Below are 26,023 nucleotides of genomic sequence, written 5' to 3' on the forward strand. Positions count from 1 at the left end.
TTGCGAGATGAGGCGGGCTTCAATAGTTTCTTTGACAAGGCCAGAGGAAGCAGATGGGACATTTGCTAAATATGCGAAATAAAATGCGCCCCTTGGAAAGGACAGCACAGGCAGCTTTGCTTGGTCTTTTTTTTGGATTAGCGCCGCAGAGCGGGCTTGCCCAAGAGGGCGAAATCATCCGTGACGAACAGCAATATGACAATGGCGCGATCTATCGCGGGCAATTCCGCAACGGGCTGCAACACGGGACGGGCACCTATACTTTGCCCAACGGGTATGAATATACGGGGCAGTGGGTTGATGGCCAAATTATGGGCGAAGGCCGCGCAACCTTTCCTGATGGGTCGGTCTATGAAGGCTCGTTTGTGGCGGGCAAACCCAATGGCCAAGGCACGATCACCTTTGTCGATGGATCAACATATACAGGCACTTGGGCAGACGGCCTCATGTCGGGCGAAGGGCGCGCCTTTTATTCCAACGGAATGACCTATACGGGCAGCTTTGTCGCAGGCCTTCAAGAGGGACAGGGGCGGCTGTCTAACACTGATGGTTACGTCTATGAAGGTGGGTGGCAATCTGGCCAGAAGCATGGCCAAGGAAGCCTCACTTTCCCAGATGGCTCAACATATGTGGGGGAATTTCTCAACGATATGCGCCACGGCGCAGGACGTTTGGAAACCTCGGATGGCATGGTGTTTGAGGGCGAATGGGAAAATGATCAGATCAACGGTCAAGGCAGCCTGACCCAACCCAATGGCGATATATATGAGGGCGGTTTGGTCAATGGCGCGCGCCAAGGCCAAGCCGTAGTGCGCTATGCGAATGGCGATCTCTATGAGGGCGAATTTCTCAATGACCGCCGCCATGGCCAAGGTCGTTTCACAGGGCATCAGGGGCTTGTTTATGAAGGCCAATGGGTCGAAGGGCGCATTGAGGGGCAAGGCGTGATGACCTACCCAGATGGGGTGGTCTATGCTGGCGGATTTGAAAATGATTTGGCCCATGGGACGGGAACCATAACCTATCCTGACGGCACCAAATACGAGGGCGATTGGGTCGCGGGGGCGATGCAAGGCTTTGGCATTGCGGAATATGCCGATGGGTTGCGCTATGAGGGCCAATTCCTCAATGGGCGCCAACACGGCCAAGGGGTCATGACCTCAACCAACGGCTATCGCTACGAGGGCGGATGGAACGCAGGCCTGCGCGAGGGGGAAGGGATCACAACCTATCCTGATGGCAGCAGCTATCGTGGGCAATTCGTAGGCGGGGCGCGCGAAGGCATAGGCCGCCTCGAGATGGCCGATGGGTTTACCTATGAGGGCGCTTGGCGCGCAGGTGAAATCACAGGTCAAGGCGTGGCGCGCTATCGCTCGGGCGATGTTTATGAAGGGACGTTTGAAAACGGAACCCGCCAAGGTCAAGGGCGACTGACCTACGCCACGGGCCAAGTGGTAGAAGGACTGTGGGAAAACGGCCAATTCGTGGGCGCGGGGGCGGCGGATTTGCCACCTGCCCCCGAAACCCCTGATGTCAGCGAACCGCAATCGCAGTAAAATCAGGCTGCAATCAGCCCCATGCTTTCGAGTTTCAACAGCACCTGCTGCGCGCAGTAATCCACCTCTGTGCCTTCGGTATCGACCACCAATTCTGCGGCGGTTGGGGCCTCGTAAGGATCAGAAATCCCAGTGAATTCCTTGATTTTGCCCTCGCGCGCCAATTTATAGAGACCCTTGCGGTCACGGCGCTCGCATTCTTCAAGGCTGGTGGCCACATGCACTTCAACAAAAGCGCCAAAGCTTTCAACCATCTCGCGCACTGAGCGGCGGGTCGCTGTATAAGGCGCGATGGGGGCGCAAATGGCGATCCCGCCATTCTTCGTGATCTCCGAAGCGACATAGCCAATGCGGCGAATATTGATATCGCGGTGTTCCTTGCTAAACCCCAATTCCGAGGAGAGATGCTTGCGCACCACATCCCCATCAAGCAGCGTCACAGGACGGCCGCCCATTTCCATCAGCTTGACCATCAGGGCATTCGCAATGGTCGATTTGCCCGAGCCTGAAAGCCCCGTGAAAAACACTGTAAAGCCCTGCTTGCTGCGCGGTGGAGAGGTGCGGCGCAATTCCTTAACCACCTCAGGGAAGGAGAACCATTCGGGAATTTCCAACCCCTCGCGCAGACGGCGGCGCAGTTCCGTGCCCGAAATATCCAGAACAGTGTCGCCCTCTGGTACCTCATTGGCGGGGTAATATTGGGCCTTTTCTTGCACATAGACCATGTGCTTGAAATCCACCATCTCAAGGCCAATTTCATCTTGGTGCTGCTTGAACAGCTCCTGCGCGTCATAGGGGCCATAGAAATCTTCGCCGTTTGAATTCTTTCCTGGCCCCGCGTGATCGCGCCCCACGATGAAATGGGTGCAGCCATGATTGGCGCGGATCAAGCCGTGCCAAACCGCCTCGCGCGGGCCAGCCATGCGCATGGCAAGGTTCAGCAAGCTCATGGTTGTGGTTGCGGCAGGGTATTTATCAAGCACAGCCTCGTAGCAGCGCACACGGGTAAAGTGATCCACATCGCCGGGCTTAGTCATGCCAACCACAGGATGGATCAGTAGGTTTGCCTGTGCCTCTTTGGCGGCGCGGAAGGTCAATTCCTGATGCGCGCGGTGCAGCGGGTTGCGGGTTTGGAAGGCAACAATCCGCTTCCACCCCAATTTGCGGAAATAGGCCCGCATCTCGTTGGGCGTATCACGGCGTGCGCGGAAATCGTAATGCACGGGCTGTTGGATCCCCGTGATCGCCCCGCCCAAATAAACGGGGCCTGCCACATGATGCAGATAGTTTACCGCAGGATGGGCCAGATCATCTGCGCCAAACACCTTTTCTGCCTCGCGCGCCTTATTGGGCACCCATTTGTCAGAGATAGAGAGGATCGCAAGGATCACCCCCTCCTGATCGCGCAGTGCGATATCTTGGCCCGTCTCGACCTTGGCGGCGAAGTCCTCGGAAATATCAAGCGTGATCGGCATCGGCCAAAGCGTGCCATCTGCCAGACGCATGGTCTCGACCACGCTGTCATAATCCTCCTGCCCCAAAAACCCTTTGAGCGGGTTGAACCCGCCATTCATCAGCAATTCCAAATCGCAGATTTGGCGCGGGGTCAGATCCCATGAAACCAACTCCGCGGCCTCAAGCTTGAGCTTCTGCGCGGAGTCGTAAGAAACATAAAGTTCAGGGATCGGGGCGTGAAATTGGGCAGCCATCAAGTTTACTTTCCAACAAGGGTCAAAACATTAGGGGCCGCAAAAAACGACACGGCCCCGCATTCAGCGCCGCCATAGACCCCGAATGTGGCGAAATTCAAGCAAAGCTGTCTTTTTCAAAGAAAAAAGAAACAGCGTGATTGCCGATCCGCCGCAAACGAAATGGCGGTGCTGAAAAATCGGCAATCACGCAGCCCCTGTTCTTAGCCCTATTCGGCGGCTTTCACATCACCTGCCGCTTGTTCCGCCAACCACCGCTCGGCATCCAAAGCGGCCATACAGCCCATGCCCGCGCTTGTGACCGCTTGGCGATAGGTGTGGTCGGTCAAATCCCCCGCCGCAAAAACGCCAGGGATCGAGGTGCGGGTCGTGCCGGGTTCAACCCAAACATAACCGCCCGAATGCAGCTTAAGCTGATCCTTGATCAAATCGCTGGCAGGTGCATGGCCAATGGCCACGAAAAACCCTTTGCAAGGCACTTCGGTGATGGCGCCAGTCTCGACATGGCGCGCTTTGACCGCCTCAACACCACGGGGGGCATCTGTCCCGACCACCTCATCCACCTCGTGGTTCCAGATCACCTCGATTTTCGGATTTTTGAAAAGGCGATCTTGCATGATCTTTTCCGCACGCAGGCTATCGCGGCGGTGGATCAATGTGACCTTTGAGGCGAAATTGGTGAGAAACAGCGCCTCCTCAACGGCTGTATTGCCGCCACCGATAACCACCACCTCTTGCCCGCGATAGAAGAACCCATCACAGGTCGCACAAGCCGACACGCCAAAGCCCTTGAAATGCTCTTCAGAGGGCAAGCCCAACCACCGCGCCTGCGCGCCTGTCGCCAGAACCACAGCATCGGCCGTATATGTTGTGCCTGTATCGCCCGAAGCGCGGAAAGGGGGCTGCGATAAATCGAGATCAGAAATATGATCCGAGATGATCTCTGCCCCCATCTCGCGGGCGTGGTTCTCCATCCGCACCATGAGATCAGGCCCCATGACGGAGGCATCACCCGGCCAGTTTTCAACATCCGTTGTGATGGTCAACTGTCCGCCCGGTTGGATGCCTTGCACCAAAATCGGCTCGAGCATAGCACGGCTGGCGTAAACCGCCGCCGTATAGCCCGCAGGGCCAGAGCCAATAATCAATAGACGGGTATGGCGGGTTGCACTCATGAGATGGATCCTTCATTAAACCTGTCACGCGCCGCCATCGCAGCATGGGCAATGACACCCGAACGACACAGCGCGACACTTATCTTAATCCTGATATAACCACCGATCGCCCGCGATGAAAGCCCCGCCTAAGCCTTGCAAAGCGGCGCTCAATATTCCATATATTGCGCGGGTGCGAAATAAAATTGCGTATTTCTGGCATTATCGCTCAGGATCGCAAAGTCGCGAGCGAGAGGATAACAATAATGCCAACGACCAAACTCGATCCGATTGACCGCAAGATTCTTGCGGAACTGCAAAATGACGGGCGGATGACCAATGTGGAATTGGCCAAACGCGTTGGGATTTCTGCACCCCCTTGCCTACGGCGCGTGCGCACTTTGGAGGAGTCGGGCTATATCCGCGGCTATCACGCAGATGTCGATGCGCGGATGCTTGGGTTCGAAGTTCAGGTTTTCGCCATGGTGGGCCTGCACAGTCAGGCTGAGGCTGATTTGGTCGCCTTTGAAAACCGCTGTGCCGAGTGGCCCCTCGTGCGCGAATGTCATATGCTGAACGGCGAGATTGATTTCATCTTGAAATGCGTGGCGCCTGACCTGTCCACATTCCAAAGCTTCCTCACCGAACACCTAACCGCCGCCCCGAATGTTGCAAGCGTGCGCACATCGCTTGTCATTCGTGGGGCTAAGGATCAACCAGGCGTACCCTTCGAAGTTCTCGAAGACCGACTGGCTAAGATGGATTAAGGCGAAGCGGATTATCCTGCCCGTTTCAAGCCAATTTCTGCACGATCCGTCATCGCTGGTCGCTGCACTTCGGTTTCTTCGCGCATCCAAGGCATGCGTGGCGCTTCGTGCTCGGTCATCGCGATCACCGACTCCATCCAACGTGTTTTCATCTCAGACCCTCCAAAAAGATTCGCGCAACATTGCGCTTCGATGGGTCTAAAGTCGCGTCCAAATCTGTCAAAGATTGGACGAAATCCCGTCAGCTTGGGGAAAGAAAAAGGTGATTGCGCGGCAAAGCCTAAAGGCGAATAGCCGAAATGAGGCGCCCGTAATCCGCCTCGCCCCGATGTGTGGCGCGGCGGTAGGAGAAGAACAGCTCTTCGTCACGATAGGTGCAATGCCCACACCATTCTGCCTGCCCGATGCCCGCGTTGCGCAGGCGCGTTAATCCGTAGCTTGGTAAATCAAAGAGATATTTATCAGGTGCTGCCCCGTTGATAAAAAACCGCGCAGACTCCGGATCATCATCTACGAATTCCTCAAAGAATTCTTGCCCGACCTCATAATTGGCTTGGCTGATCGTAGGGCCAATCACCGCGTTGATTTTTTCGCGCACCGCCCCTTGTGCAACCATCAAGTCAATCGTGGCCTCAAGCACCCCTGCCCGCGCGCCCTTCCAACCCGCATGGGCAGCGCCAATCACGCCTGCCTCCGCTTCATGAAACAGGACGGGCTGACAATCGGCTGTGAGAATCGCAATGGCCAAATCCTTGCTGCAGGACACCAGACCATCTGCCTCAGGGGTGCCACCACCAATCGGGCCTTCAACCAAGACAACATCCGCGGAATGCGTTTGATACACCGTCACAAGGCAATCTTCCGCCACCCCCATCTCACGCGCCACGCGCGCGCGGTTGATTTCGACCAAATCCGATTGATCAGATGATCCCGCACCACAATTCAGACTGCTAAAAATGCCGCTAGATGCACCACCCTTGCGTGTAAAAAAACCATGCTTTGCTGCCCCCAAAAGCGGCGATGTGATCGGGTCAATTGGAGCAAAATGCGCAGCCATCTCACATATCCCTTATTTCAAGATCATCCAAACCTGGCAGGGCGGGCGCAGACTGTTGTGTAAGACCCAGCACTTTGAATAGCTGTCCCATTTCTTCGGGGTGGGTCAACCTACGATGCGCGGCAATGTGCGATTGAAGCGCGTCACCGTGCAATTTTTGCGCAAGCGCCTGCGCCCGTGCGGTGATCCCAAGACGCTCAAGAAACAGACCTTGCGTCTGTAGCGGTGCCGCGCGGGCGGGTGCGGCACTGGCCGCCAAAGGCTGAAACGCCACATGGGCGGTCAGATCGGATGTGCCAATATCCACCAATGGATCAGCGTATCTGTGATCTTTGACGGCTTGAAAGGTGTCGCCTGCGCTGATCCAATCCCCGTAATCAATCAAAAGCGCCGCGCCGCCATGCGCATCAATGCGCCGCCCTATATCTGATGCAATCGCCTCGGCCGCAGCATTAACCTCGACAATCGCACCCTCTGGCATGTCACCAAAACGGGCCGTTAGCCAATCGGGCGCAATGACAGGGCCAAGCCCCCATATGAGCGCGCCCTGATCTGCACCAATTTGGCGTTCATGCCATCCGTCACGCCCTTTTTGAAATTGCCGAATGGGCAAAGCATCAAAAAATTCATTCGCGACCAAATAAAGCGGCCCGTCAGGTAGGGTGGCAATAGTGTCGTGAAATTGCGGTTGATACTGTCCCAAAGCCTCTGCTTGGGCTGCGCGCATCAAGGGCGAGGCTTCGACCATGTGCAATCTGATCGTTTGGGTGAATTCGGGCAGCAGTTTTGCAGCGCGCAAAATATCGGCCATAAACGTCCCACGCCCGCCGCCAAGCTCGACCAAATTTACATCGGATGGTCTGCCTTGGTCAGACCAAACCTGCAGGAACCACAACCCAATCATCTCGCCAAAGATTTGCGAGACTTCGGGTGCCGTCACAAAATCCCCGCCCCGACCGATGGCGGGTTTCTTCATGTAATACCCAAATTCAGGGTGAAGCAGCGCCTCGGTCATAAACTCGGCCACAGAAAGCGGGCCTGACTGCGCGATACGGCGCAACAGCCGATCCTGCGCGCGCCCTGCCCCCATTAGGCACCTGCCTTACGCCGCGCGACCTGCCGCGCGACCAAGATCACCGCTAGCCCCACAATGACCATGGGCAATGACAAGATCTGCCCCATGCTCAGACCAATATCATCAGACAGCCACAGCGCATAACCGCGCGGATGGTTCACGAAGAACTGTGCATCAGGTTGGCGGAAATATTCGACAATAAACCGCCCCACCCCATAGCCTGCAAGAAACAGACCCGCCACTTGCCCTGGCACCCGCAACGCCCCTTGGCGATGGATCACATACAGGATCACAAGCCCCAAGATGAGCCCCTCAAGCAGCGCTTCGTAAAGCTGTGACGGGTGGCGCGCGCAAACTTGCATGCCTGCGTCCATCACAATCCCCACAGGGCCCGAACAGTCCTGTGCCGCGGCCCCGGGAAAGATCACGCCCCAAGGCGCATCGGTGGGTCGCCCCCATAGCTCGGCATTAATGAAATTTGCGCTGCGCCCCAGAAAGAGCGCAGGCGGGGTGGCCAAGGCTAACAGGTCGGCAAGGCTGGCTATGCTGACCTTGTGGACACGACAAAACAAAAGCCCCGCGATGACAACACCCAAAAAGCCACCATGAAAAGACATCCCCCCCTGCCAAACCTGCAAAATCTCAGTAGGGTTTTGCAGGTAATAGCTTGGCTGATAGAACAGCACATATCCAAGCCGCCCCCCAAGGATCACACCCAAGACCATCCATGTCAAAAGCGGTTCTACAACTTCGGGGGACATCGGGGCGGTGGCATGTCTCCACAGCGTGGATTTGCGCAAATGCCGTCCGATCATCCATGCAGCGATGAGAAACCCAGCGATATAGGCCAGCGCATACCACCGCAGGGCAAAGTGAAACCCACCAAAATCAATTGAGAAGAGCGCAGGCGAGATATCTGGAAACGGTATCGCGTAAAACATAGCGGCCCTTTTAGATGCGCGTGGGAACCCTTGTTGGATAGACCCCCATGCGGCGATGTCAACCTTGAAGCGGCGCGCCATTTACCCCATATCAAGGTCGAACGTATGAACGCGCCCCGCCGCGAGACAAGAGGACAGCCTATGCAAACCCGCAATAAGATGATGGATGACATCAGCCAATTGATGACCAACGCCATGGGTGTGGCCCAAGGCGCACGCGAGGAAGCGGAAAATGCGATGAAATCGCTGATGGATCGCTGGCTTGCGGATCGCGACTTTGTCACCCGCGAGGAATTTGATGCCGTGCGCGCAATGGCCCAAAAAGCGCGCGAAGAAAATGAGGCGCTGTCTGCGCGGCTAGAGGCATTGGAAAAGAAAAAGAAATAAGCGCGGTCACAGCGCAGTTGAACAAGGGCGGGTTTGGCCAGACCAAACCCGCCCTATCTTTATGCACAGCCCCCAATTTCTTGTGGACAGGATTAGGAAAACCGCAATTTCTGGGTGCGTCATCAAAATATTGCTTTACAGGTGAAGAAAGTAACCGCACCATATTTGGTATGGGGCCGCGCAAATCAGCCGACCCTTAGTGGAGACACCCAGCCTTAGTGGGCAAATTGGGATTGAACCCAACGCCCGCAACAGGCTGCCAAGAATGAGGCCTAGGGCAATGTCACTTTCCGAGCAGTATATGGATGTCGAAGACCTCCATCCCATCGATATCGTTGAAACCCTTGCCACACGGCATGAATGGGATTTCGACCGTGTTGCCGATGATCAAATCGCAATGGCCCTCGAGGGGCAGTGGCGCACCTATTCGGTGACGCTGGCATGGTCGAGCTATGACGAAACGCTGCGGATGATCTGCACCTTCGACATGGATCCACCCGCCGAATCTATGGGCAAGCTTTACGAGACATTGAACCTTGCCAATGACAAATGCTGGGCGGGTGCGTTCAGTTTCTGGGCCGAGCAAAAGATGATGGTCTATCGCTACGGCTTGGTTCTCGCAGGGGATCAACTGGCAAGCCCTGAGCAGATTGCCTGCATGGTTGAAACCGCGATTTTGGCAAGCGAGCGCTATTACCCCGCCTTCCAATTGGCCTGTTGGGGCAGCCAATCACCGAGCGAAGCAATCCAAGTGGCCATTGCCGAAGGGTTCGGTCGCGCCTAACCTGTTGCAAACCGCAACAGGGGATGAGTGATGACGTATGACGATATTGCCGCGCGCGGCATGGTGATTTTCGGCTGTGGGAAAATGGGCTCTGCAATGTTGGCAGGGTGGCTTGCACGAGGAATACCACCTGCCTGCGTGACCGTAATTGACCCGCACCCCTCTGATTGGCTCAAGGCTGCGGGGGTAAATCTCAACACGCCCCTGCCCGCAAATGCCGCTGTGGCCATTATCGCGGTAAAACCGCAGATGATGGGCGAAGCTTTACCCAATCTTGCGGCGCATATGGGCCGTGAGACATTGGTGATCTCTGTGGCGGCAGGCACACCAATCGCCAGATTTGAAGCCGAATTTGGCGCATCCACCAAAATTATCCGCGCTATGCCCAACACCCCCGCCGCAATCGGGCGAGGGATCACCGCGCTTATTGGCAACGGGCAATGCAGCCAAGCCGATCTTGCGCTTGGCGAAACCCTGTTATCTGCGGTCGGTCAGGTGGTGCGTCTTGAAACGGAAGATCAGATTGACGCTGTGACAGGCGTCTCGGGCTCTGGCCCTGCTTATGTATTCTATATGATTGACTGTCTCGCTGCTGCCGCGCGCGCCGAAGGCCTGCCTGACGCGATGGCGATGGAATTGGCAAAGGCCACAGTCGCGGGCGCAGGGGCCTTGGCCCGAGAGGCCAGCGAAAGCCCAGAACAATTGCGCATCAACGTGACATCGCCCAATGGCACCACGCAGGCGGGGCTAGAGGTTTTGATGGATGAGACAAGCGGCCTCGCCCCCCTCATCCGCGAAACAGTCAAGGCTGCGGCGGCGCGATCCCGCGCGCTGAAAGGATAAGCCTGATGGAAACCGATTTTGAAACATTCCTGAAGGTCGACATTCGCGTGGGGCGCGTCACCCGCGCCGAGCCCTTTCCCGAGGCCCGCAAACCTGCAATCAAGTTATGGGTGGATTATGGGCCAGAGATTGGGGTCAAAAAAAGCTCGGCCCAAATCACCGCGCATTATGCGCCCGAGGCATTGGTGGGCAAGCTTGTTATGGGGGTGGTGAATTTCCCACCCCGCCAGATCGGCCCCTTCATGTCCGAGGCGCTTGTGCTTGGATTTCATGATGCGGGCGGGGATGTGGTTTTGGCCGTGCCCGACAAGGATGCGCCCCTTGGCGCGCGACTATGCTGACGGGCTATCGCCGACCGCTTCGCGCCAGTGACGGCGGCACAAGCTGACATAGGTTTCATTGCCGCCGATTTGCACCTGCTCCCCCGATTTGGCAACGCTGCCATCAGGAGATTTTCGCACCACCATCGTGGCTTTGCGCCCGCAATGGCAAATCGTTCTGATCTCACGCAAATCATCCGCCAAGGCCAAAAGCGCGGCGGAGCCTTCGAATAATTCACCACGGAAATCGACCCGAAGGCCGTAGGTCATCACGGGCAGCCCCAAATCATCAGCCACGCGCGCCAATTCCCAGACCTGTGCCTTTGTGAGGAACTGCGCTTCATCCAGAAAGACGCAATCAATCGGCTGCGCTCTGTGCGCCGTCTCGATAAGCGCGAACAAGTCCGTATCAGGGGCAAAGGTTACGGCCTCTTTCGACAGCCCAATGCGGCTTGCAATAAGGCCTTGGCCTGCGCGCGTATCGTGATGCGCCGTCAGCAGAAATGGGGTCTGGCCGCGTTCGCTATAATTATGGGCCGCTTGCAAAAGCAGGGTCGACTTGCCCGCATTCATAGTCGAAAAATTGAAATATAGCTTGGCCATGGCGCGCCCTGTTGTTCCTTTGTCGCCATATGCCAATAGATGCGCCCGCCTTGCAAGCGCGCCCTCTCACGCGAAGTTCAAAACCCGTGATCTAAAAACAGGCTATACCCAAGCCAAGTTTTGGCAACAGGAGCACCCACTATGATCACCCGCCGCGCAGTCATAAAGTCAGGCTTAGCACTGCCGCTCGTCACACAGCCTCTGCTTGCTCAGGCCGTCTTCCAACGTGATGGCGTGGCTTTGCGGGGATATGATCCTGTGGCCTATTTCACCAATGGCGCCGCCACCAAAGGTGCGGCAGACTTCGCCGCGCACTGGGACAACGCCATATGGCATTTTGCATCAGCAGCCAACCGCGCGCAATTCTTGAACAGCCCCGAAGCCTTTGCCCCGCAATATGGGGGCTATTGCGCTTGGGCCGTGTCGCAAGGTTACACGGCCCCGATTGACCCTGATGCATGGCGCATTGTTGACGGAAAATTATACCTCAACGCCAACCGGCGCATTCAACGCCGTTGGGAACAGGATGTTGCGGGGCATATTGCCCGCGCAGACGCCAATTGGCCAAACCTCCGCGCGGGGCTGTAACTAGGGCTTTACCCCTGCAGCGAACGCACCGCCAATTCACCCTCACGTGCGGCTTTCATGGCCAAGGCTGCCGCATGGCTGCCTGCAAGCGTGGTGTAATAGGGAATCTTGTCATAGAGCGCGACTGTGCGCATCGAGCGGCTGTCTTCCACCGCTTGCGCGCCTTCGGTCGTGTTCAAGACCAGATCAACCATCCCGTCCTTCATCATATCGACAATCGTGCGCCCACCTTCATAGGCCTTGTTGACCACATCAGATGAAATCCCGTGATCGGCCAAGAATTTCGCCGTGCCTGAGGTGGCCAAAATCTTGAGGCCCAAATCGGTCAAGGTTTGCGCAGTCTCCACCAAGAGCGGCGATTTATCCGCATCTTTGATCGACAAGAACACTGTGCCTGCCGTTGGCAAAACAGTTCCCGCGCCAAGCTGCGCCTTGAGGAAGGCACGCGCAAAGCTGCGATCCCACCCCATAACCTCGCCCGTTGACCGCATTTCTGGCCCAAGCAGCGTATCCACGCCAGGGAAACGGGCAAAGGGCAGCACCGCTTCCTTGACCGAGAACCACGGCGTGCGGAAATCTGACAGGCTCATCGGATCGCCCATCGGGATAGACGCGTTATCATCCACAGGTTGATGAGGCGCGGCCTTGGGGAAAACCGAAAGTTTCTCTCCCGCCATCAAGCGCGCTGCGATAGAGGCAATTGCGCTATCCGTGGCCTTGGCCACAAAGGGCACAGTGCGCGAAGCGCGTGGATTGACCTCAATCAAATAGATATCATCGCCTTTGACCGCGAATTGAACATTCATCAAACCAACCACATTGAGCGCGCGCGCCAGTGCCTCGGTCTGGCGGGTGATCTCTGCGATAATCGCATCGCTAAGCGTATGAGGCGGCAAAGAACAGGCACTGTCGCCCGAATGCACGCCCGCCTCCTCAATATGCTGCATAATGCCCGCGACATGAACCGCGTCACCATCGCACAGCGCATCCACATCAACCTCGGTCGCGCCATCAAGATAGCTGTCAAGAAGCACAGGGCTGTCGCCAGACACCACCACAGCCTCTGCGATATAGCGGTTAAGCTGTGCCGTATCGCGCACGATCTCCATTGCGCGCCCCCCCAGAACGTAAGAGGGGCGGATCACCAAAGGATACCCCAAGGCCTCAGCCGCGGCTTTTGCTTCCTCGTCAGAATGGGCAATCGCATTTTCGGGCTGCTTAAGCTCGAGCTTTTGAACAAGCTGCTGGAACCGCTCGCGATCCTCCGCCAAATCAATCGCATCGGGCGATGTGCCAAGGATTGGGATACCTGCCTCATGCAGCGCGTTGGCCAATTTCAGCGGGGTCTGACCGCCAAATTGCACGATAACCCCATGCAATGTGCCTGCGTCCTGCTCCACGCGCAGAATTTCCATCACATGCTCGTAGGTGAGAGGCTCGAAATACAGGCGGTCGGATGTATCGTAATCTGTTGAAACCGTCTCTGGGTTGCAGTTGATCATGATGGTTTCATAGCCTTGCGCGGTCAGCGCAAAACACGCGTGGCAGCAGCAATAATCAAATTCGATCCCCTGCCCAATGCGGTTTGGCCCGCCGCCCAAAATCATAACTTTTTTTGCATCCGAGGGACGCGCCTCGCATTCCACATCGCCCATCGCAGGGGCCTCATAGGTGGAATACATATAGGGGGTCTGCGCCTCAAACTCGGCCGCGCAGGTGTCGATCCGCTTAAATGCGGCAACAATCCCTGCACTGGTGCGATCAGCCCGCACAGAGGCCTCGCTGCGGCCCGTCAGTGTCGCCAAACGCGCATCGGTGAAGCCCATCATCTTGATCTTGCGCAAGGCATCCGCCTCGCGCGGCAGGCCATTGGTGCGAATATCTTCCTCGACATCCACGATCTCGCGAATGCGGGCCAAGAACCATGGATCAAATTTGGTGACATGACCGATCTCATCATTGGTCAGACCATGGCGCATGGCTTGGGCGATCACACGCAGACGATCAGGCGTCTGCAGGCTGAGCGCCTTCGTGATGGCGGCCTTATCAGGCGCGCCGGCAATCTCGATCTCGTCAAAGCCAGACAGACCCGTCTCAAGACTGGCCAAGGCTTTTTGCAAACTTTCGTGGAAGCTGCGGCCAATGGCCATTGCCTCGCCAACGGATTTCATCGCCGTGGTCAATTCAGGCTTAGAGCCGGGGAATTTCTCAAAAGCAAAGCGTGGAATCTTGGTGACAACATAATCGATGCTTGGCTCAAAGCTGGCCGGGGTGACACGGGTGATGTCATTGTCCAACTCATCCAATGTGTAACCTACGGCCAATTTCGCCGCGATTTTCGCAATCGGGAACCCCGTGGCCTTAGAGGCAAGCGCCGATGAACGCGACACGCGCGGGTTCATCTCGATCACCACCATCCGCCCATCGGCAGGGTTAATCGCCCACTGCACGTTGGAGCCGCCCGTCTCAACGCCAATTTCGCGCAATACAGCAATCGAGCCGTTGCGCATGATCTGGTATTCTTTATCGGTCAGGGTCAACGCGGGCGCGACTGTGATACTGTCGCCCGTATGCACACCCATCGGATCTACGTTTTCGATGGAACAGACGATGATCGCGTTATCCGCTTTGTCGCGGACGACCTCCATCTCGTATTCTTTCCAACCAAGCAGCGATTCATCGACCAAAATCTGCGCCACGGGCGAGGCCTCAAGCCCAGAACGGCAGTAATACTCATATTCTTCGCGGTTATACGCCACACCGCCGCCTGTGCCGCCCAAGGTAAAGGCGGGGCGAATGATGGCGGGCAGACCGATGTCTTCCAAGGCCTCCATCGCATCGCGCAGACCTGCGGCGATGTCGAATTTGCCGTTCTCTTTTTTCGGCGCCGCAACGATCGTGGCGCGCGGGTTTTCAAGGCCAATACGTTCCATCGCCTCGCGGAACAGCTTGCGGTCTTCGGCCATTTCAATCGCAGGGCGCTTTGCCCCAATCATCTCGACCCCGAATTTCTCCAACACACCCGCTTCTTCAAGTGAGAGAGCGGTGTTCAGACCCGTCTGGCCGCCCATGGTGGGCAACAGCGCATCGGGGCGCTCTTTTTCGATGATCTTTGCTACAACATCGGGGGTGATTGGCTCGATATAGGTGGCATCGGCCAATTCTGGATCGGTCATAATGGTCGCGGGGTTAGAATTGACCAGAATAACGCGATATCCTTCTTCGCGTAGGGCCTTACAGGCTTGTGCGCCCGAATAGTCAAATTCGCAGGCTTGCCCAATGACGATTGGCCCCGCGCCGATGATCATGATGGAGCGGATATCGGTTCTTTTGGGCATCGGATAACCTCGGTATTGGCTGCGGGCCTACAAACGGCGAAACATCAGGGTGCGACCGCGCACGCAAAGGCGCGCTTCGAGAGCGGTGCAAATTGATGGCGTTATAGTCAAGCGAGAGCGCGGCGCAAGGGCAGAAGCGCGGCAAAATTTCCTACACCCTTCCCAAGAGGCAGGATCACGCTGGGCCTGTCACTCGATTAACATGGCCCATCTTACGGCCTGCACGGGTTTCAGCCTTACCATATAGGTGGATTTGAACGCCTTTTGTCTCGGCCATTTCAGCCGCGCGCGCCACATCATCACCGATGAGATTCTCCATCACAACATTCGCGTGACGGCTGCCATCCCCTAAAGGCCAGCCAGTGATGGCCCGGATATGCTGCTCGAACTGATCGACTGCGCAGCCTGCTTGCGTCCAATGGCCAGAGTTATGCACCCGTGGTGCAATCTCATTGACGACCAAGCCCTCAGGCGTGACGAACAGCTCGACCCCCATGACACCCACATAATCCAAAGCCGTGACAATTTTTGAGGCCAGCAAAACTGCATCAGCGCGCAGCATGGCAGGCAAGTCAGCAGGGATAGTGGTGGTTGCAAGAATGCCATCGCGGTGGATGTTTTCACCTGGATCATAGGCCGAGACACGGCCATCGCGCCCGCGCGCAATGATCACCGAAACCTCTCGGCTAAACTTTACAAAGCCCTCGGAAATTGCAGGCGCCCCATTGAGACTAGCATAAGCGGCATCCGCCTCGGACGCGGCCATAACCCGCGCTTGCCCCTTGCCGTCATACCCAAAACGGCGGGTCTTGAGGATCGCGGGACAGCCCGTTTTTTCAAGCGCCTGCGCCACGCCCTCGGCCGCATCAATCGCACAATATGGCGCGGTTTTCAGACCAAGACTGTTGAGAAAATCCTTCTCCACCAAGCGATCCTGAGACACTTCAAGCGCCGTGCGTGCAGGAAAGAGCGGGCGCGTATCTTCGAGCAGGGCCAAGGCCGCGCTTGGGATATTTTCAAATTCAAAGGTCAACACATCGCAAGACAGCGCAAAGGCCTTGAGCGCCTCATGATCATCATATCCCGCTTGCGTCACGGATATTGCCACATCACCCGCAGGGGGCTGTGCGCCTGGTTCGAAAATCCGAACTTTATATCCAAGGCGTGCTGCGGCCATAGCAAGCATACGCCCCAATTGACCGCCCCCCAAAATACCAATCACGCTGCCATTGGGCAGAACCTCATGCGTCATCTTGAGGTTCCTCGGGGATCGAAGCGGAGAGATCGGCGCGCCATTGATCCAGACGCGCGGCAAGATCTGCGTCATGCACGGCCAAAATGGCCGCCGCCATCAGCCCGGCATTGGCCGCCCCCGCAGCGCCAATCGCCATGGTCGCGACAGGAAATCCGCGCGGCATTTGCAAAATCGAATAAAGCGAATCAACCCCAGACAAGGCCTTGGTTTGCACGGGCACGCCGATGACGGGCACCCGCGTCTTTGACGCCATCATACCCGGCAAATGCGCGGCCCCACCTGCGCCTGCGATAATCACCTTCAAGCCACGGCTTGCGGCGGTTTTACCATAGTCCCACAGCCGATCAGGTGTGCGATGCGCAGAAACGATTTTGGTTTCGTAAGGAACGCCCAACGCGTCAAGCATTTCGGCGGCTTCGCGCATGGTGGGCCAATCAGACTGGCTGCCCATGATGATGCCAATTTCGATATCCGCCATGGGGAGGATCCTTTGCAATAAGCCTTGTGAGAGGGGCGCACTATAGCGAGATCAAACCGCTATGCAATGATGTCAGGGGTGAGTTCATCCTCAATGCGGGTGATCGCATCTTTGAGGGACAACTTCTGCTTTTTCAGACGACGCAGCGTCAATTGATCAGGGCTTGGCCGTGTCTCAAGGGCGGCAATCGCCTCGTCCAAATCCCGATGCTCGCGCTTAAGCACCTCCAAGCGGATGCGCAGCACGTCTTCGTGGCTCATTTCGGTCGGGGCGTTCATGGGGCGCTTATGTCTTTCTGAATCTGGGGTGGTGCCGCACCATACTGTGACATTGCACGCCACGCAAAGGAAATGGCGCGCCTGCGTGCGCCAGATGCAAACAGGGCTTGCAGGGGGACTGGGCAGGCCCCATATTTACCTCAGATCCAGTTGCCGAATTACGGGGCTGGCGCTTGCACAGATCGCTTATCAAAGGATGTGCCTTATGACGAAACTAACCCTAGGGACGCACCCGTTTCTGTTGGGCTTTGATCAACTCGAACGTTTGGTCGAACGCACTGTGAAATCTGGGAATGATGGTTACCCCCCCTATAATATCGAACAACGCGGCGACACGGCTTATCGCATCACTTTAGCGGTGGCAGGCTTTGCCGAAACAGATCTCTCAATCACAGAAGAAGATCGCCAATTGGTGATCCGTGGCCGCCAATCAGATGAGGATGCGGAGCGCATCTTTTTACATCGTGGGATTGCGGCGCGGCAATTTCAGCGCAGCTTTGTCTTGGCCGATGGGGTCGAGGTGACAGGCGCCACGATGGAGCATGGGCTGTTGCATATCGACCTGCATCGCCTGCAGCCCGATAGCGTTGTGCGCAAGATTGAGATTTCAAATTCTGGTGCAGCCTCAAAATCGCTGCAAACGAAAGGGGGAAGATCATGACCAATCCCGAACACCCAAAGAGCAAGTCCGAGCGGCCTATCGTTTATATCCGCCCCGTTGATGTGGCGAGCCTCCCTTCGGAGATCCGCGCCCAAGCGGGTGCGCGCGAACAACTTTACGCAATTGGAACCGAGGAAGGCACGCAATTGGCCCTCGTCAAAGATCGCGCCTTGGCCTTCGTTGTGGCGCGCCAAAATGATCTGACACCTGTAAGCGTCCATTAACACGCAACGGTTTCATTTAGCCCAAATGAAAAAAGGCCCGCATGACGCGGGCCTTTCTTTTGTCCAAAGCCACAGGGCCTTGGGGGCATGATTACATCATGCCGCCCATGCCGCCCATGCCGCCCATGTCAGGCATTGCAGGTGCGTCCTCTTTCTTTGGCTTGTCGGCCACCATTGCTTCGGTGGTGATCAAGAGGCCTGCAACAGAAGCTGCATCCTCAAGCGCAGTGCGCACCACTTTCGCAGGGTCGATCACACCGAATTTGAACATGTCGCCATATTCTTCGGTCTGAGCGTTGAAGCCAAACTTGACGTCTTTGGATTCGCGGATTTTGCCCGCAACAACCGCACCGTCAACGCCTGCGTTTTCCGCAATCTGGCGCAGTGGCGCTTCAAGCGCACGGCGCACGATGGCGATACCTGCGTCTTGATCCGCGTTTTCACCAGACAGGCCGTCCAGGGCTTTTGCACCTTGAACGAGGGCAACACCGCCGCCCACAACGATACCTTCTTGAACGGCAGCGCGGGTTGCGTTCAACGCGTCATCCACGCGGTCTTTGCGCTCTTTCACTTCGACTTCGCTCATGCCGCCGACTTTGATAACCGCAACACCACCTGCCAATTTGGCAACGCGCTCTTGCAGTTTTTCTTTGTCGTAATCGGAAGAGGTTTCTTCGATCTGCTGACGGATCTGCGAAACGCGTGCTTCGATTTCGGCCTTATCGCCTGCGCCGTCAACGATGGTGGTGTCGTCTTTCTTGATCATCACCTTCTTCGCGGAGCCGAGCATATCAAGCGTAACGCTTTCCAGCTTCATGCCGAGATCTTCGGAGATCACCTGACCACCGGTCAAAATGGCGATATCCTGAAGCATCGCTTTGCGGCGATCGCCAAAACCAGGTGCTTTCACCGCAGCGATTTTCAGACCGCCACGCAGCTTGTTGACCACGAGGGTCGCCAAGGCTTCGCCTTCTACATCTTCAGCGATGATCAGAAGAGGCTTCTGAGACTGGATCACAGACTCGAGCAGTGGAACCATTGGCTGCAAGGAAGACAATTTCTTCTCATGCAACAGGATCAAGCAGTCGTCCAACTCTGCAACCATTTTGTCAGGGTTGGTGACGAAGTAAGGCGAAAGGTAACCGCGGTCGAACTGCATGCCCTCTACGACCTCAACATCGGTCTCAAGGCCTTTGTTCTCTTCAACAGTGATCACGCCGTCATTGCCGACTTTCTGCATCGCGTCCGCGATCATGCGGCCGATTTGCGCCTCGCCATTTGCCGAGATCGTGCCGACCTGCGCAACCTCATCGGAATCTGCAACAGGGCGTGCAGATGCTTTGATGCTGTCGATGACTTTCGTCACTGCGCTGTCGATGCCGCGCTTCAGATCCATTGGGTTCATGCCCGCCGCAACCGACTTCATGCCTTCGCGCACAATGGCTTGGGCCAGAACAGTTGCAGTGGTGGTGCCGTCACCCGCTTCGTCATTGGTGCGCGATGCCACTTCTTTGACCATCTGCGCGCCCATGTTTTCGAACTTATCTTCCAGTTCGATTTCCTTCGCCACGGAAACACCATCTTTGGTGATGCGTGGTGCACCGAAGGATTTTTCAAGAACCACATTGCGGCCTTTTGGGCCGAGAGTCACCTTTACCGCATTGGCAAGGATGTTGACGCCTTTGAGCATACGGTCGCGGGCATCGGTATTGAATTTGACTTCCTTGGCAGCCATTTCAGGGCTCCTCCTTGGATGAAATCAGGTTAAAAATTCGATCAGGAACGGTCTCAGGCGATGATGCCGAGAATGTCCGATTCCTTCATGATCAGCAGTTCTTCGCCATCAACCGTGACTTCGGTGCCAGACCATTTGCCGAACAAGACGCGGTCGCCAGCTTTGACGCTCATTGCGATCAGCTCGCCCGAGTCCTTGCGTGCGCCTTCGCCAACGGAGACGATTTCGCCCTCTGCGGGTTTCTCTTTTGCGCTATCGGGGATGATCAGACCGCCTTTGGTCTTTTCGTCGCTCTCTACGCGGCGAACCAGCACGCGGTCATGCAGTGGTTTCAATGCCATCTGTCGAACACTCCTTAAGGTTCGTATGTTTCACTGTATTAGCACTCAGTCTATGCGAGTGCTAACGAAAGGCAGATAGGCAGGGGATGCGGAGGTGTCAACGGGCCGCAGGCGGAAAATTTCGAAAAAAGTTTCTGCGCGCGAGAACCCTGCCGAAATTATGGAAATTAAAGCCTAAGCCGCGACAAATTCCCGCCTTTGCCCCCCGTGACATGGCCAAAGCCCTGCCCTATAAGGCGCGCGAGTTTTCACATAAATAGATGGATAATGACATGAGCACCTTGGTCTTTGGCCACAAATCGCCAGACACAGATTCCACTGGCTCCCCGATTTTGTGGGCATGGTATCTTAATGAGGTGAAAGGCGTAGAGGCTGAAGCCGTTCTTTTGGGTGAGCCAAACACCGAAGCCGCCTTTGTTTTGCAGAAATGGGATTTGCCAAAACCGCGTCTTATTGACGATGTTGCAGAAGGTCAGGCGTGCGTTGTGGTCGACACCAACAACCCTGCAGAACTGCCTGCCTCAATCAACGCTGCCGATGTTCAGGCCATCATTGACCACCATAAACTGGTGGGCGGGCTTGAGACGAAAGGGCCGATTGATATCACCATCCGCCCCTTGGCCTGCACAGCGACCTTGATGATTGACCTGATGGGTGATGATGCGGCGAAAATGCCAAATTGGGCGAAAGGTGCTGCCTTGTCCTGCATCCTGTCTGATACGTTGGAATTCCGCTCCCCGACCACAACCGATCATGATCGCGCCGTGGCCGAAGGCCTCGCTGCTGATCTGGGCGTGTCTATCCCCGATTATGCTGCTGAAATGTTTGCGGCGAAATCTGATGTCTCGCGCTTTTCTGATGCAGAATTGCTGCGCATGGACAGCAAAACCTATGAGGTGGGGGGCAAGACCTTCCGTGTTTCCGTTCTGGAAACAACTGCGCCCGCAACGGTTTTGTCTCGCAAAGCAAGCCTGATGGACAGCATGATCACAGTCGCCAAAGAGGACGGCGCCGATCAGGTTTTGTTGTTTGTCATCGATATTTTGCGCGAAGAAGCCACGCTTTTGGTGCCAAACGATCTGGTGCGCCAAGTGGCCGAGAAAAGTTTTTCCACTGTTGTGGGCGATGCCGATCAGGTCGTGCTGCCAGGGATTGTGAGCCGCAAAAAGCAGATCATCCCGAACCTCGCGCTTTGATCAGATGAAAGTTTGATGAAAGGGCGGCCTGAGGGCCGCCCTTTTCCTTTTATCCCATCGCAGGGCGCGGTAAGAGAGGCGCGAAGAGCCTCAAAGAGAAAGCACGCCCCATGAGCCATAGCGCAGACGCCCCCGCGATCATCTCTCACCTCTCCGAGATTTCCGACCGCTATGACGCGCTTTTTTGCGACCTTTGGGGCTGCGTGCATAATGGCATCGCCCCTTTTCCTGACGCGATTGCGGCGCTGCAGGCCTTTCGCACCAAAGGGGGTGTTGTGGTTTTGGTCACCAATGCCCCACGTGCCCATGTCGAGATTGCCAAACAGTTGGATGCAATGGGGGTTCCCCGCGATGCATGGGACATGATCGCAACCTCTGGCGACAGCGCACGGGCGGCGATGCTAACGGGGGCAGTTGGCGAGAAGGTCTATTTCATTGGCGAGCCGCGCGATGACACATTTTTCGCACCGATGAAACTGATTGAAAACCCTGTAACCCTGACCAAGGTCGATGTGGCCGACGCCGAAGGGATTGTTTGCACAGGCCCGTTTGATCCCCATGCCGAACCTGATGTGCTGCGCCCGCAATTGCTTTTGGCGAAAACACGCGGGCTCAAGCTTCTCTGCGCAAACCCTGACATCGTGGTGGACCGTGGAGAAAGCCGCGAATATTGCGCTGGCGCAGTGGCGAAACTTTACACCGAGATGGGCGGCGAGAGCCTTTATTTCGGGAAGCCCCACCCCCCCATCTATGATCTGGCACGGCGGCGCTTGGTGCAAAATGGCCATGATATCAGTGACGAGCGAATCTTGGCCGTTGGAGATGGCATCTTTACCGATGTGCAGGGCGGGATTGGCGAAGGCATTGATACCCTGTTTATCACAGGCGGTTTGGCCCGCGAAGAAACAGCGACAACCGATCAGCCAAATCCAGAAAAACTTGCTCAATATCTGAAAGATAGCGGTCAAAATCCAACATTTAGCATTGGGTTCTTACGCTAATCGGGCAAATTGTCGCGCAACAAAATTACAACATTTGCGCGCCTGAGTTAATTTAATTGTTGCTGCATTGCAGAAATTTGCTATGGTCAGTTCCAAGCGAAGGGCATTTCTCTTGGAGACTGGAATGTTGGACACGAGTCATAACCTCCCCCGTGGGACGATCTGCATCGAAGATATCGAATTGGGGATGACGCGGCATTTGACCAAAACTGTCAGCGACCGCGATATTGAGCTTTTCGCAGAGGTCTCAACCGACCGAAACCCCGTTCATCTTGACGATGATTACGCCCGTGACACGATTTTTGAGGGGCGCATCGCCCATGGGATGCTAACCGCAGGGCTGATTTCAGCCGTTATCGGCGAACAACTGCCAGGGCATGGCACTGTTTACTTAGGTCAAACGCTGAAATTCATGGCACCCGTGCGCCCTGGTGATCAAGTGCGGGCCGAGGTGGAAGTGACCGCGATTGACCACGCGAAGCGCCGTGTGACCCTTGAGACGCGCTGCCTGATTGATGGCAAACCTGTCCTCAAAGGCGAAGCAGTCGTCCTCGCCCCGTCACGGAAATTCGATTAACCTCGCAGCGGCGCAGGATTTTTACCGACCCGATGCTTGCCCTAGATCGCGGGCTTGGATATTCGGGCAGTATGCGTATCGTTCGTGACCATCAATTTGTCCGACCCGAAAACCGTGGCGCCTCTGTGGCCATTGGGAATTTTGATGGTGTGCATCTGGGTCACGCGCATTGCATCGACCTTGCCCGCGGTCATGAGGCCCCTTTAGGGGTTTTGACCTTCGAGCCGCATCCGCGCGAATTCTTTAACCCTGACGCCCCGCCATTTCGGCTGATGAATGCCGAAGCCCGCGCCAATCGCCTTGAGAAAATGGGGGTGGAGATCCTCTATGAGCTGCCCTTCAATCGCACCCTTTCCGCACTTGATGCAGAAGATTTCATCCGCGAAGTGGTGGTTGAGGGGCTGGGTCTGAAGCATCTGGTCGTGGGTGCGGATTTCTGTTTTGGCAAAGGCCGCAAAGGCACAACCGATATGCTGCGCGCCTTCGGGGCGCGTTATGGGTTTGATGTGACCGTGGTCGATCTGCTGAATTCGGGCGGTGTGGCCGTGTCATCCACCGCTATCCGAGACGCGCTCAGCTCGGGTGATCCGCGCCAAGCCCGCGACATGCTTGGCCACTGGCACCGCATCGAAGGCCCCGTGATCCATGGCGAGAAACGGGGGCGCACATTGGGCTACCCGACCGCCAATATGTCATTGGATGGCCTGCACGTTCCCAAACTTGGCGTTTACGCAGTTTTGGTTGAATTGCGCAGCGGGCCATATGCGGGCCAGTATCACGGCGTGGCCAGTCTTGGCGTGCGGCCCATGTTCAATGGGCAAGAGCCAAATCTCGAAACCTTCATCTTTGATTTTTCGGGCGATATTTACGGCATGGATATGTCTGTCGGTCTGGTCGAGTTTCTGCGTGGTGAGGAGAAATTCGACAGCCTTGAGGCCTTGATCGCCCAAATGGATCGCGACAGCCAGATGGCGCGCGAGATCCTTGCTGCGTTATGACCAAGAAAGCCCCCTTTTGGAAACGCAAATCCTTGGCCGATATGACGGCACAAGAATGGGAAAGCCTCTGTGATGGGTGCGGGAAATGTTGTCTCAACAAGCTAGAAGATGCCGATACGGGTGAGGTGGCCCTGACACGGGTTGCATGTCGCCTGTTTGATGATGCAACCTGCCGATGCGGACAATATGAGATTAGAAAGACACTTGTGCCCGAGTGTATCCAATTGACCCCTGAGGGCATGAAGGATGTCGCCTATTTCATGCCTGAAACCTGCGCCTATAGATTGCTGCATGAGGGCAAGGATTTGTATTGGTGGCACCCTTTGGTGTCAAGGGATCCTGAAACTGTGCACCAAGCGGGGATTTCCGCGCGCGGGATCACGGTTGCCGAATTCGACATTCCAGAAGAAGACTGGGAAGATTACATTATCGAGGAGCCAGGATTATGAACTTTGCCTCCGACAATACAGGCCCCGCCCATCCAGATGTGATTGCGGCCATTACAGCGGCCAATGAGGGCTATGCTATGCCCTATGGCGCAGATGACGCCATGGCACGCGTGCGCCAATCCATCCGCGACCTGTTCGATGCCCCAGAGGCGGCGGTTTATCTCGTCAGCACGGGCACAGCCGCCAATGCTTTGGCCTTGTCGGTGATGGTGCAGCCGTGGCAGTCGATCTTCTGCCATCGCATCGCCCATATCGAAGAAGATGAATGCGGCGCACCTGAGTTCTATGCCAATGGCGCGAAACTGGCCTTGGTCGAAGGCGAAGGGGGCAAGATGACCCCTGATGGCTTGGCGCAGACCATTGCACATACGGGCGACAAAGGTGTGCATGGCATGCAGCGCGGCCCTGTGAGCCTAACCAATATCACCGAAGTTGGCACCGCCTATAGCCTAAGCGAGATCAAGGCGCTCAGTGATGTTGCAAAATCCTATGACCTGCCCGTTCATCTTGATGGCGCGCGTTTTGCCAATGCCTGCGCGGCCCTTGGCTGCCGCCCTGCCGATATGACATGGAAAGCGGGTGTGGATGCAGTCAGTTTTGGCGGCACAAAGAACGGCTGCATGGGTGTTGAGGCCGTGATCCTGTTCGACCCGAAAAAGGCGTGGGAATTTGAATTGCGCCGCAAGCGTGGCGCACATCTATGGTCAAAGCACCGCTTTCTCTCGGCACAGATGGAGGCCTATACGCGTGATGATCTCTGGCTGCGATTGGCGCAATCCGCCAATGCGCGCATGGCAGAATTGCGCGCAGGTTTGGCGCAGATCGAGGGGGTGCATATCGCGCATGAACCTGCGGGCAATATGCTGTTTGCGCATCTGCCCCGTGCAGCCCATAAACGCGCTTTTGCGGCGGGGGCGCAATATTACCTCTTTCCCTTCAACGCCACGCTTGAGGGGCCAGAGGATGAGTTGATCCTCTGCCGCCTCGTCACCGATTGGTCATGCTCACAGAGCAAGGTTCAGGCTCTATTGGACTGCTTTAAGGCGGGCTAAAGCTTACCCTCTAAATGGAGCGCAAGATCGTCTAGGCGGTCTTGCCCCCAGAAATGCGTGGCCCCATCCACCACATAGAAGGGCGCGCCAAAAACACCTGCCTCAACCGCGGTTTCGAGATTGGCAGCATATTCTTCGGCCCCTGATAACAGCCCGCGATCTGCCAAGTTGGGGTCAAAGCCTGTCGCCGTCAGAGCAGCGCGGATCACATCATCCTCTGCAATGTTCTTTTCCTCGCGCCACACCGCGCGCGTTACCCCGTGAACCAGTTCGGCCAAATCCCCGCCACCTTCGTTTTGGGCGGCAATAATGGCATAAGATGAAGGCGCAGAATTGGTTGGGAAAAATGCAGGCTTCAGCGTAAGGGCAAGCCCCGTCTTTTTAGACTGGCGCTGCAGCTCTTGAAGGCGATAGGCCTGCCGTGCGGGGTGGCGTTCGGCGGGTGGTGTGCCGCCCGTGCGCGCAAAAAGGGCGATAATATCCAAAGGTCGATACCGAATTGTCGCCCCATGTGCGGCGGCAATCTCCTCAAGTCGCTTTCCCGCGAGATAGGTGTAGGGAGAGATGGTCGAGAAATAATAATCAATATGCGACATTTCGCGGATCCTTTTTGGCTTTGCGTCACGTTGGCCTGAGTGCTAGGGGGTGTCAACGCG

At 56.3% G+C, this 26,023-nt stretch carries 29 protein-coding genes; 15 read left to right on the forward strand and 14 right to left on the reverse strand.

Annotated elements, in window-relative coordinates:
• Positions 1–71 precede the first annotated feature (71 nt).
• On the forward strand, positions 72–1,556 hold the full coding sequence (locus tag RYZ18_RS08710) for a 2-isopropylmalate synthase (protein ID WP_317656251.1): 1,485 nt from the start codon (positions 72–74) through the stop codon (positions 1,554–1,556).
• A 2-nt stretch (positions 1,557–1,558) separates the two neighbouring features.
• Here the strand turns inward: RYZ18_RS08710 and RYZ18_RS08715 are convergent, their stop codons facing one another.
• Positions 1,559–3,265 carry a bifunctional sulfate adenylyltransferase/adenylylsulfate kinase gene (locus RYZ18_RS08715; RefSeq protein WP_317656252.1) on the reverse strand — a complete coding sequence of 569 codons (1,707 nt, stop codon included), beginning with the start codon at positions 3,263–3,265 and terminating at the stop codon, positions 1,559–1,561.
• Between the two features lie 209 nt (positions 3,266–3,474).
• Positions 3,475–4,440: a thioredoxin-disulfide reductase gene (gene trxB / locus RYZ18_RS08720; protein ID WP_317656253.1), complete on the reverse strand. Its 966-nt coding sequence runs from the start codon at positions 4,438–4,440 to the stop codon at positions 3,475–3,477.
• A 245-nt stretch (positions 4,441–4,685) separates the two neighbouring features.
• Here trxB and RYZ18_RS08725 point away from each other — a divergent pair, with 245 nt between their 5' ends.
• Positions 4,686–5,186 carry an Lrp/AsnC family transcriptional regulator gene (locus RYZ18_RS08725; protein WP_317656254.1) on the forward strand — a complete coding sequence of 167 codons (501 nt, stop codon included), beginning with the start codon at positions 4,686–4,688 and terminating at the stop codon, positions 5,184–5,186.
• A gap of 11 nt (positions 5,187–5,197) precedes the next feature.
• Here RYZ18_RS08725 and RYZ18_RS08730 read toward each other — a convergent pair whose 3' ends face one another.
• The 4 genes from RYZ18_RS08730 to lgt form a co-directional block, all read right to left on the reverse strand.
• On the reverse strand, positions 5,198–5,338 hold the full coding sequence (locus RYZ18_RS08730) for a hypothetical protein (protein ID WP_317656256.1): 141 nt from the start codon (positions 5,336–5,338) through the stop codon (positions 5,198–5,200).
• A gap of 128 nt (positions 5,339–5,466) precedes the next feature.
• On the reverse strand, positions 5,467–6,243 hold the full coding sequence (gene pgeF / locus RYZ18_RS08735) for a peptidoglycan editing factor PgeF (RefSeq protein ID WP_317656257.1): 777 nt from the start codon (positions 6,241–6,243) through the stop codon (positions 5,467–5,469).
• Position 6,244: 1 nt separating this feature from the next.
• On the reverse strand, positions 6,245–7,333 hold the full coding sequence (locus RYZ18_RS08740) for a class I SAM-dependent methyltransferase (RefSeq protein ID WP_317656258.1): 1,089 nt from the start codon (positions 7,331–7,333) through the stop codon (positions 6,245–6,247).
• Positions 7,333–8,259: a prolipoprotein diacylglyceryl transferase gene (gene lgt / locus RYZ18_RS08745; RefSeq protein WP_317656259.1), complete on the reverse strand. Its 927-nt coding sequence runs from the start codon at positions 8,257–8,259 to the stop codon at positions 7,333–7,335. The genes RYZ18_RS08740 and lgt overlap by 1 nt, the downstream gene beginning before the upstream one ends.
• A gap of 141 nt (positions 8,260–8,400) precedes the next feature.
• Here lgt and RYZ18_RS08750 point away from each other — a divergent pair, with 141 nt between their 5' ends.
• From RYZ18_RS08750 to RYZ18_RS08765, 4 genes are all read left to right on the forward strand, one after another.
• Complete coding sequence (locus RYZ18_RS08750; RefSeq protein WP_317656693.1) at positions 8,401–8,646, forward strand: accessory factor UbiK family protein; 246 nt, start codon at positions 8,401–8,403, stop codon at positions 8,644–8,646.
• A 280-nt stretch (positions 8,647–8,926) separates the two neighbouring features.
• Positions 8,927–9,430: a YbjN domain-containing protein gene (locus RYZ18_RS08755; RefSeq protein ID WP_317656260.1), complete on the forward strand. Its 504-nt coding sequence runs from the start codon at positions 8,927–8,929 to the stop codon at positions 9,428–9,430.
• 30 nt (positions 9,431–9,460) lie between these two features.
• A complete protein-coding gene (gene proC / locus RYZ18_RS08760; protein WP_317656261.1) occupies positions 9,461–10,273 on the forward strand; it encodes a pyrroline-5-carboxylate reductase in 813 nt (270 codons plus the stop codon).
• Between the two features lie 5 nt (positions 10,274–10,278).
• Positions 10,279–10,614 (forward strand): tRNA-binding protein, encoded by a 336-nt coding sequence (locus tag RYZ18_RS08765; protein ID WP_340243381.1) that lies wholly within the window; start codon positions 10,279–10,281, stop codon positions 10,612–10,614.
• Here RYZ18_RS08765 and RYZ18_RS08770 read toward each other — a convergent pair.
• Positions 10,606–11,196: a thymidine kinase gene (locus RYZ18_RS08770; RefSeq protein WP_317656263.1), complete on the reverse strand. Its 591-nt coding sequence runs from the start codon at positions 11,194–11,196 to the stop codon at positions 10,606–10,608. The two genes, RYZ18_RS08765 and RYZ18_RS08770, sit on opposite strands and share 9 nt — an antisense overlap.
• Positions 11,197–11,337: 141 nt before the next feature.
• Here RYZ18_RS08770 and RYZ18_RS08775 point away from each other — a divergent pair, with 141 nt between their 5' ends.
• Positions 11,338–11,784 (forward strand): YHS domain-containing (seleno)protein, encoded by a 447-nt coding sequence (locus RYZ18_RS08775; RefSeq protein ID WP_317656264.1) that lies wholly within the window; start codon positions 11,338–11,340, stop codon positions 11,782–11,784.
• A gap of 8 nt (positions 11,785–11,792) precedes the next feature.
• On the opposite strand, the gene carB is transcribed toward RYZ18_RS08775, so the two are convergent.
• The 4 genes from carB to RYZ18_RS08795 form a co-directional block, all read right to left on the reverse strand.
• Entirely contained in the window at positions 11,793–15,122 is a 3,330-nt protein-coding gene (gene carB / locus RYZ18_RS08780) for a carbamoyl-phosphate synthase large subunit (protein ID WP_317656265.1), read from the reverse strand.
• 175 nt (positions 15,123–15,297) lie between these two features.
• Positions 15,298–16,374: a 5-(carboxyamino)imidazole ribonucleotide synthase gene (locus tag RYZ18_RS08785; protein WP_317656267.1), complete on the reverse strand. Its 1,077-nt coding sequence runs from the start codon at positions 16,372–16,374 to the stop codon at positions 15,298–15,300.
• Positions 16,364–16,855 carry a 5-(carboxyamino)imidazole ribonucleotide mutase gene (gene purE, locus RYZ18_RS08790; protein WP_317656268.1) on the reverse strand — a complete coding sequence of 164 codons (492 nt, stop codon included), beginning with the start codon at positions 16,853–16,855 and terminating at the stop codon, positions 16,364–16,366. Before purE ends, RYZ18_RS08785 begins: the two co-directional genes overlap by 11 nt.
• A gap of 59 nt (positions 16,856–16,914) precedes the next feature.
• Positions 16,915–17,133 carry a YdcH family protein gene (locus RYZ18_RS08795; RefSeq protein WP_317656269.1) on the reverse strand — a complete coding sequence of 73 codons (219 nt, stop codon included), beginning with the start codon at positions 17,131–17,133 and terminating at the stop codon, positions 16,915–16,917.
• Between the two features lie 205 nt (positions 17,134–17,338).
• On the opposite strand from RYZ18_RS08795, the gene RYZ18_RS08800 reads away from it, so the two are divergent.
• A complete protein-coding gene (locus RYZ18_RS08800) occupies positions 17,339–17,794 on the forward strand; it encodes an Hsp20 family protein (RefSeq protein WP_317656271.1) in 456 nt (151 codons plus the stop codon).
• The gene (locus RYZ18_RS08805; protein WP_317656272.1) at positions 17,791–18,018 is read left to right on the forward strand and encodes a DUF1150 family protein; all 228 of its coding nucleotides are present in this window, start codon (positions 17,791–17,793) and stop codon (positions 18,016–18,018) included. Before RYZ18_RS08800 ends, RYZ18_RS08805 begins: the two co-directional genes overlap by 4 nt.
• Positions 18,019–18,109: 91 nt before the next feature.
• Here the strand turns inward: RYZ18_RS08805 and groL are convergent, their stop codons facing one another.
• Entirely contained in the window at positions 18,110–19,753 is a 1,644-nt protein-coding gene (groL, locus tag RYZ18_RS08810; protein WP_317656273.1) for a chaperonin GroEL, read from the reverse strand.
• A 53-nt stretch (positions 19,754–19,806) separates the two neighbouring features.
• Positions 19,807–20,094: a co-chaperone GroES gene (groES, locus tag RYZ18_RS08815; protein WP_317656274.1), complete on the reverse strand. Its 288-nt coding sequence runs from the start codon at positions 20,092–20,094 to the stop codon at positions 19,807–19,809.
• 272 nt (positions 20,095–20,366) lie between these two features.
• Here groES and RYZ18_RS08820 point away from each other — a divergent pair, with 272 nt between their 5' ends.
• The 6 genes from RYZ18_RS08820 to RYZ18_RS08845 all read left to right on the forward strand — a co-directional run bounded on the left by RYZ18_RS08820 (position 20,367) and on the right by RYZ18_RS08845 (position 25,367).
• Positions 20,367–21,290, forward strand: a complete 924-nt coding sequence (locus RYZ18_RS08820; RefSeq protein ID WP_317656276.1) for a manganese-dependent inorganic pyrophosphatase — start codon at positions 20,367–20,369, stop codon at positions 21,288–21,290.
• Positions 21,291–21,400: 110 nt separating this feature from the next.
• The gene (locus RYZ18_RS08825; protein ID WP_317656277.1) at positions 21,401–22,291 is read left to right on the forward strand and encodes a TIGR01459 family HAD-type hydrolase; all 891 of its coding nucleotides are present in this window, start codon (positions 21,401–21,403) and stop codon (positions 22,289–22,291) included.
• Between the two features lie 124 nt (positions 22,292–22,415).
• On the forward strand, positions 22,416–22,868 hold the full coding sequence (locus tag RYZ18_RS08830; RefSeq protein WP_317656279.1) for a MaoC family dehydratase: 453 nt from the start codon (positions 22,416–22,418) through the stop codon (positions 22,866–22,868).
• A 71-nt stretch (positions 22,869–22,939) separates the two neighbouring features.
• A complete protein-coding gene (locus tag RYZ18_RS08835; protein ID WP_317656281.1) occupies positions 22,940–23,866 on the forward strand; it encodes a bifunctional riboflavin kinase/FAD synthetase in 927 nt (308 codons plus the stop codon).
• The gene (locus RYZ18_RS08840; RefSeq protein ID WP_317656283.1) at positions 23,863–24,315 is read left to right on the forward strand and encodes a YcgN family cysteine cluster protein; all 453 of its coding nucleotides are present in this window, start codon (positions 23,863–23,865) and stop codon (positions 24,313–24,315) included. Before RYZ18_RS08835 ends, RYZ18_RS08840 begins: the two co-directional genes overlap by 4 nt.
• Positions 24,312–25,367: a threonine aldolase family protein gene (locus RYZ18_RS08845; RefSeq protein ID WP_317656285.1), complete on the forward strand. Its 1,056-nt coding sequence runs from the start codon at positions 24,312–24,314 to the stop codon at positions 25,365–25,367. Before RYZ18_RS08840 ends, RYZ18_RS08845 begins: the two co-directional genes overlap by 4 nt.
• Here the strand turns inward: RYZ18_RS08845 and RYZ18_RS08850 are convergent.
• Complete coding sequence (locus tag RYZ18_RS08850; protein ID WP_317656286.1) at positions 25,364–25,963, reverse strand: 2-hydroxychromene-2-carboxylate isomerase; 600 nt, start codon at positions 25,961–25,963, stop codon at positions 25,364–25,366. The two genes, RYZ18_RS08845 and RYZ18_RS08850, sit on opposite strands and share 4 nt — an antisense overlap.
• Positions 25,964–26,023: the final 60 nt, after the last annotated feature.

It is taken from the genome of Roseovarius sp. 10, from assembly GCF_033100315.1.
In the GTDB taxonomy this organism is placed as follows: domain Bacteria; phylum Pseudomonadota; class Alphaproteobacteria; order Rhodobacterales; family Rhodobacteraceae; genus M30B80.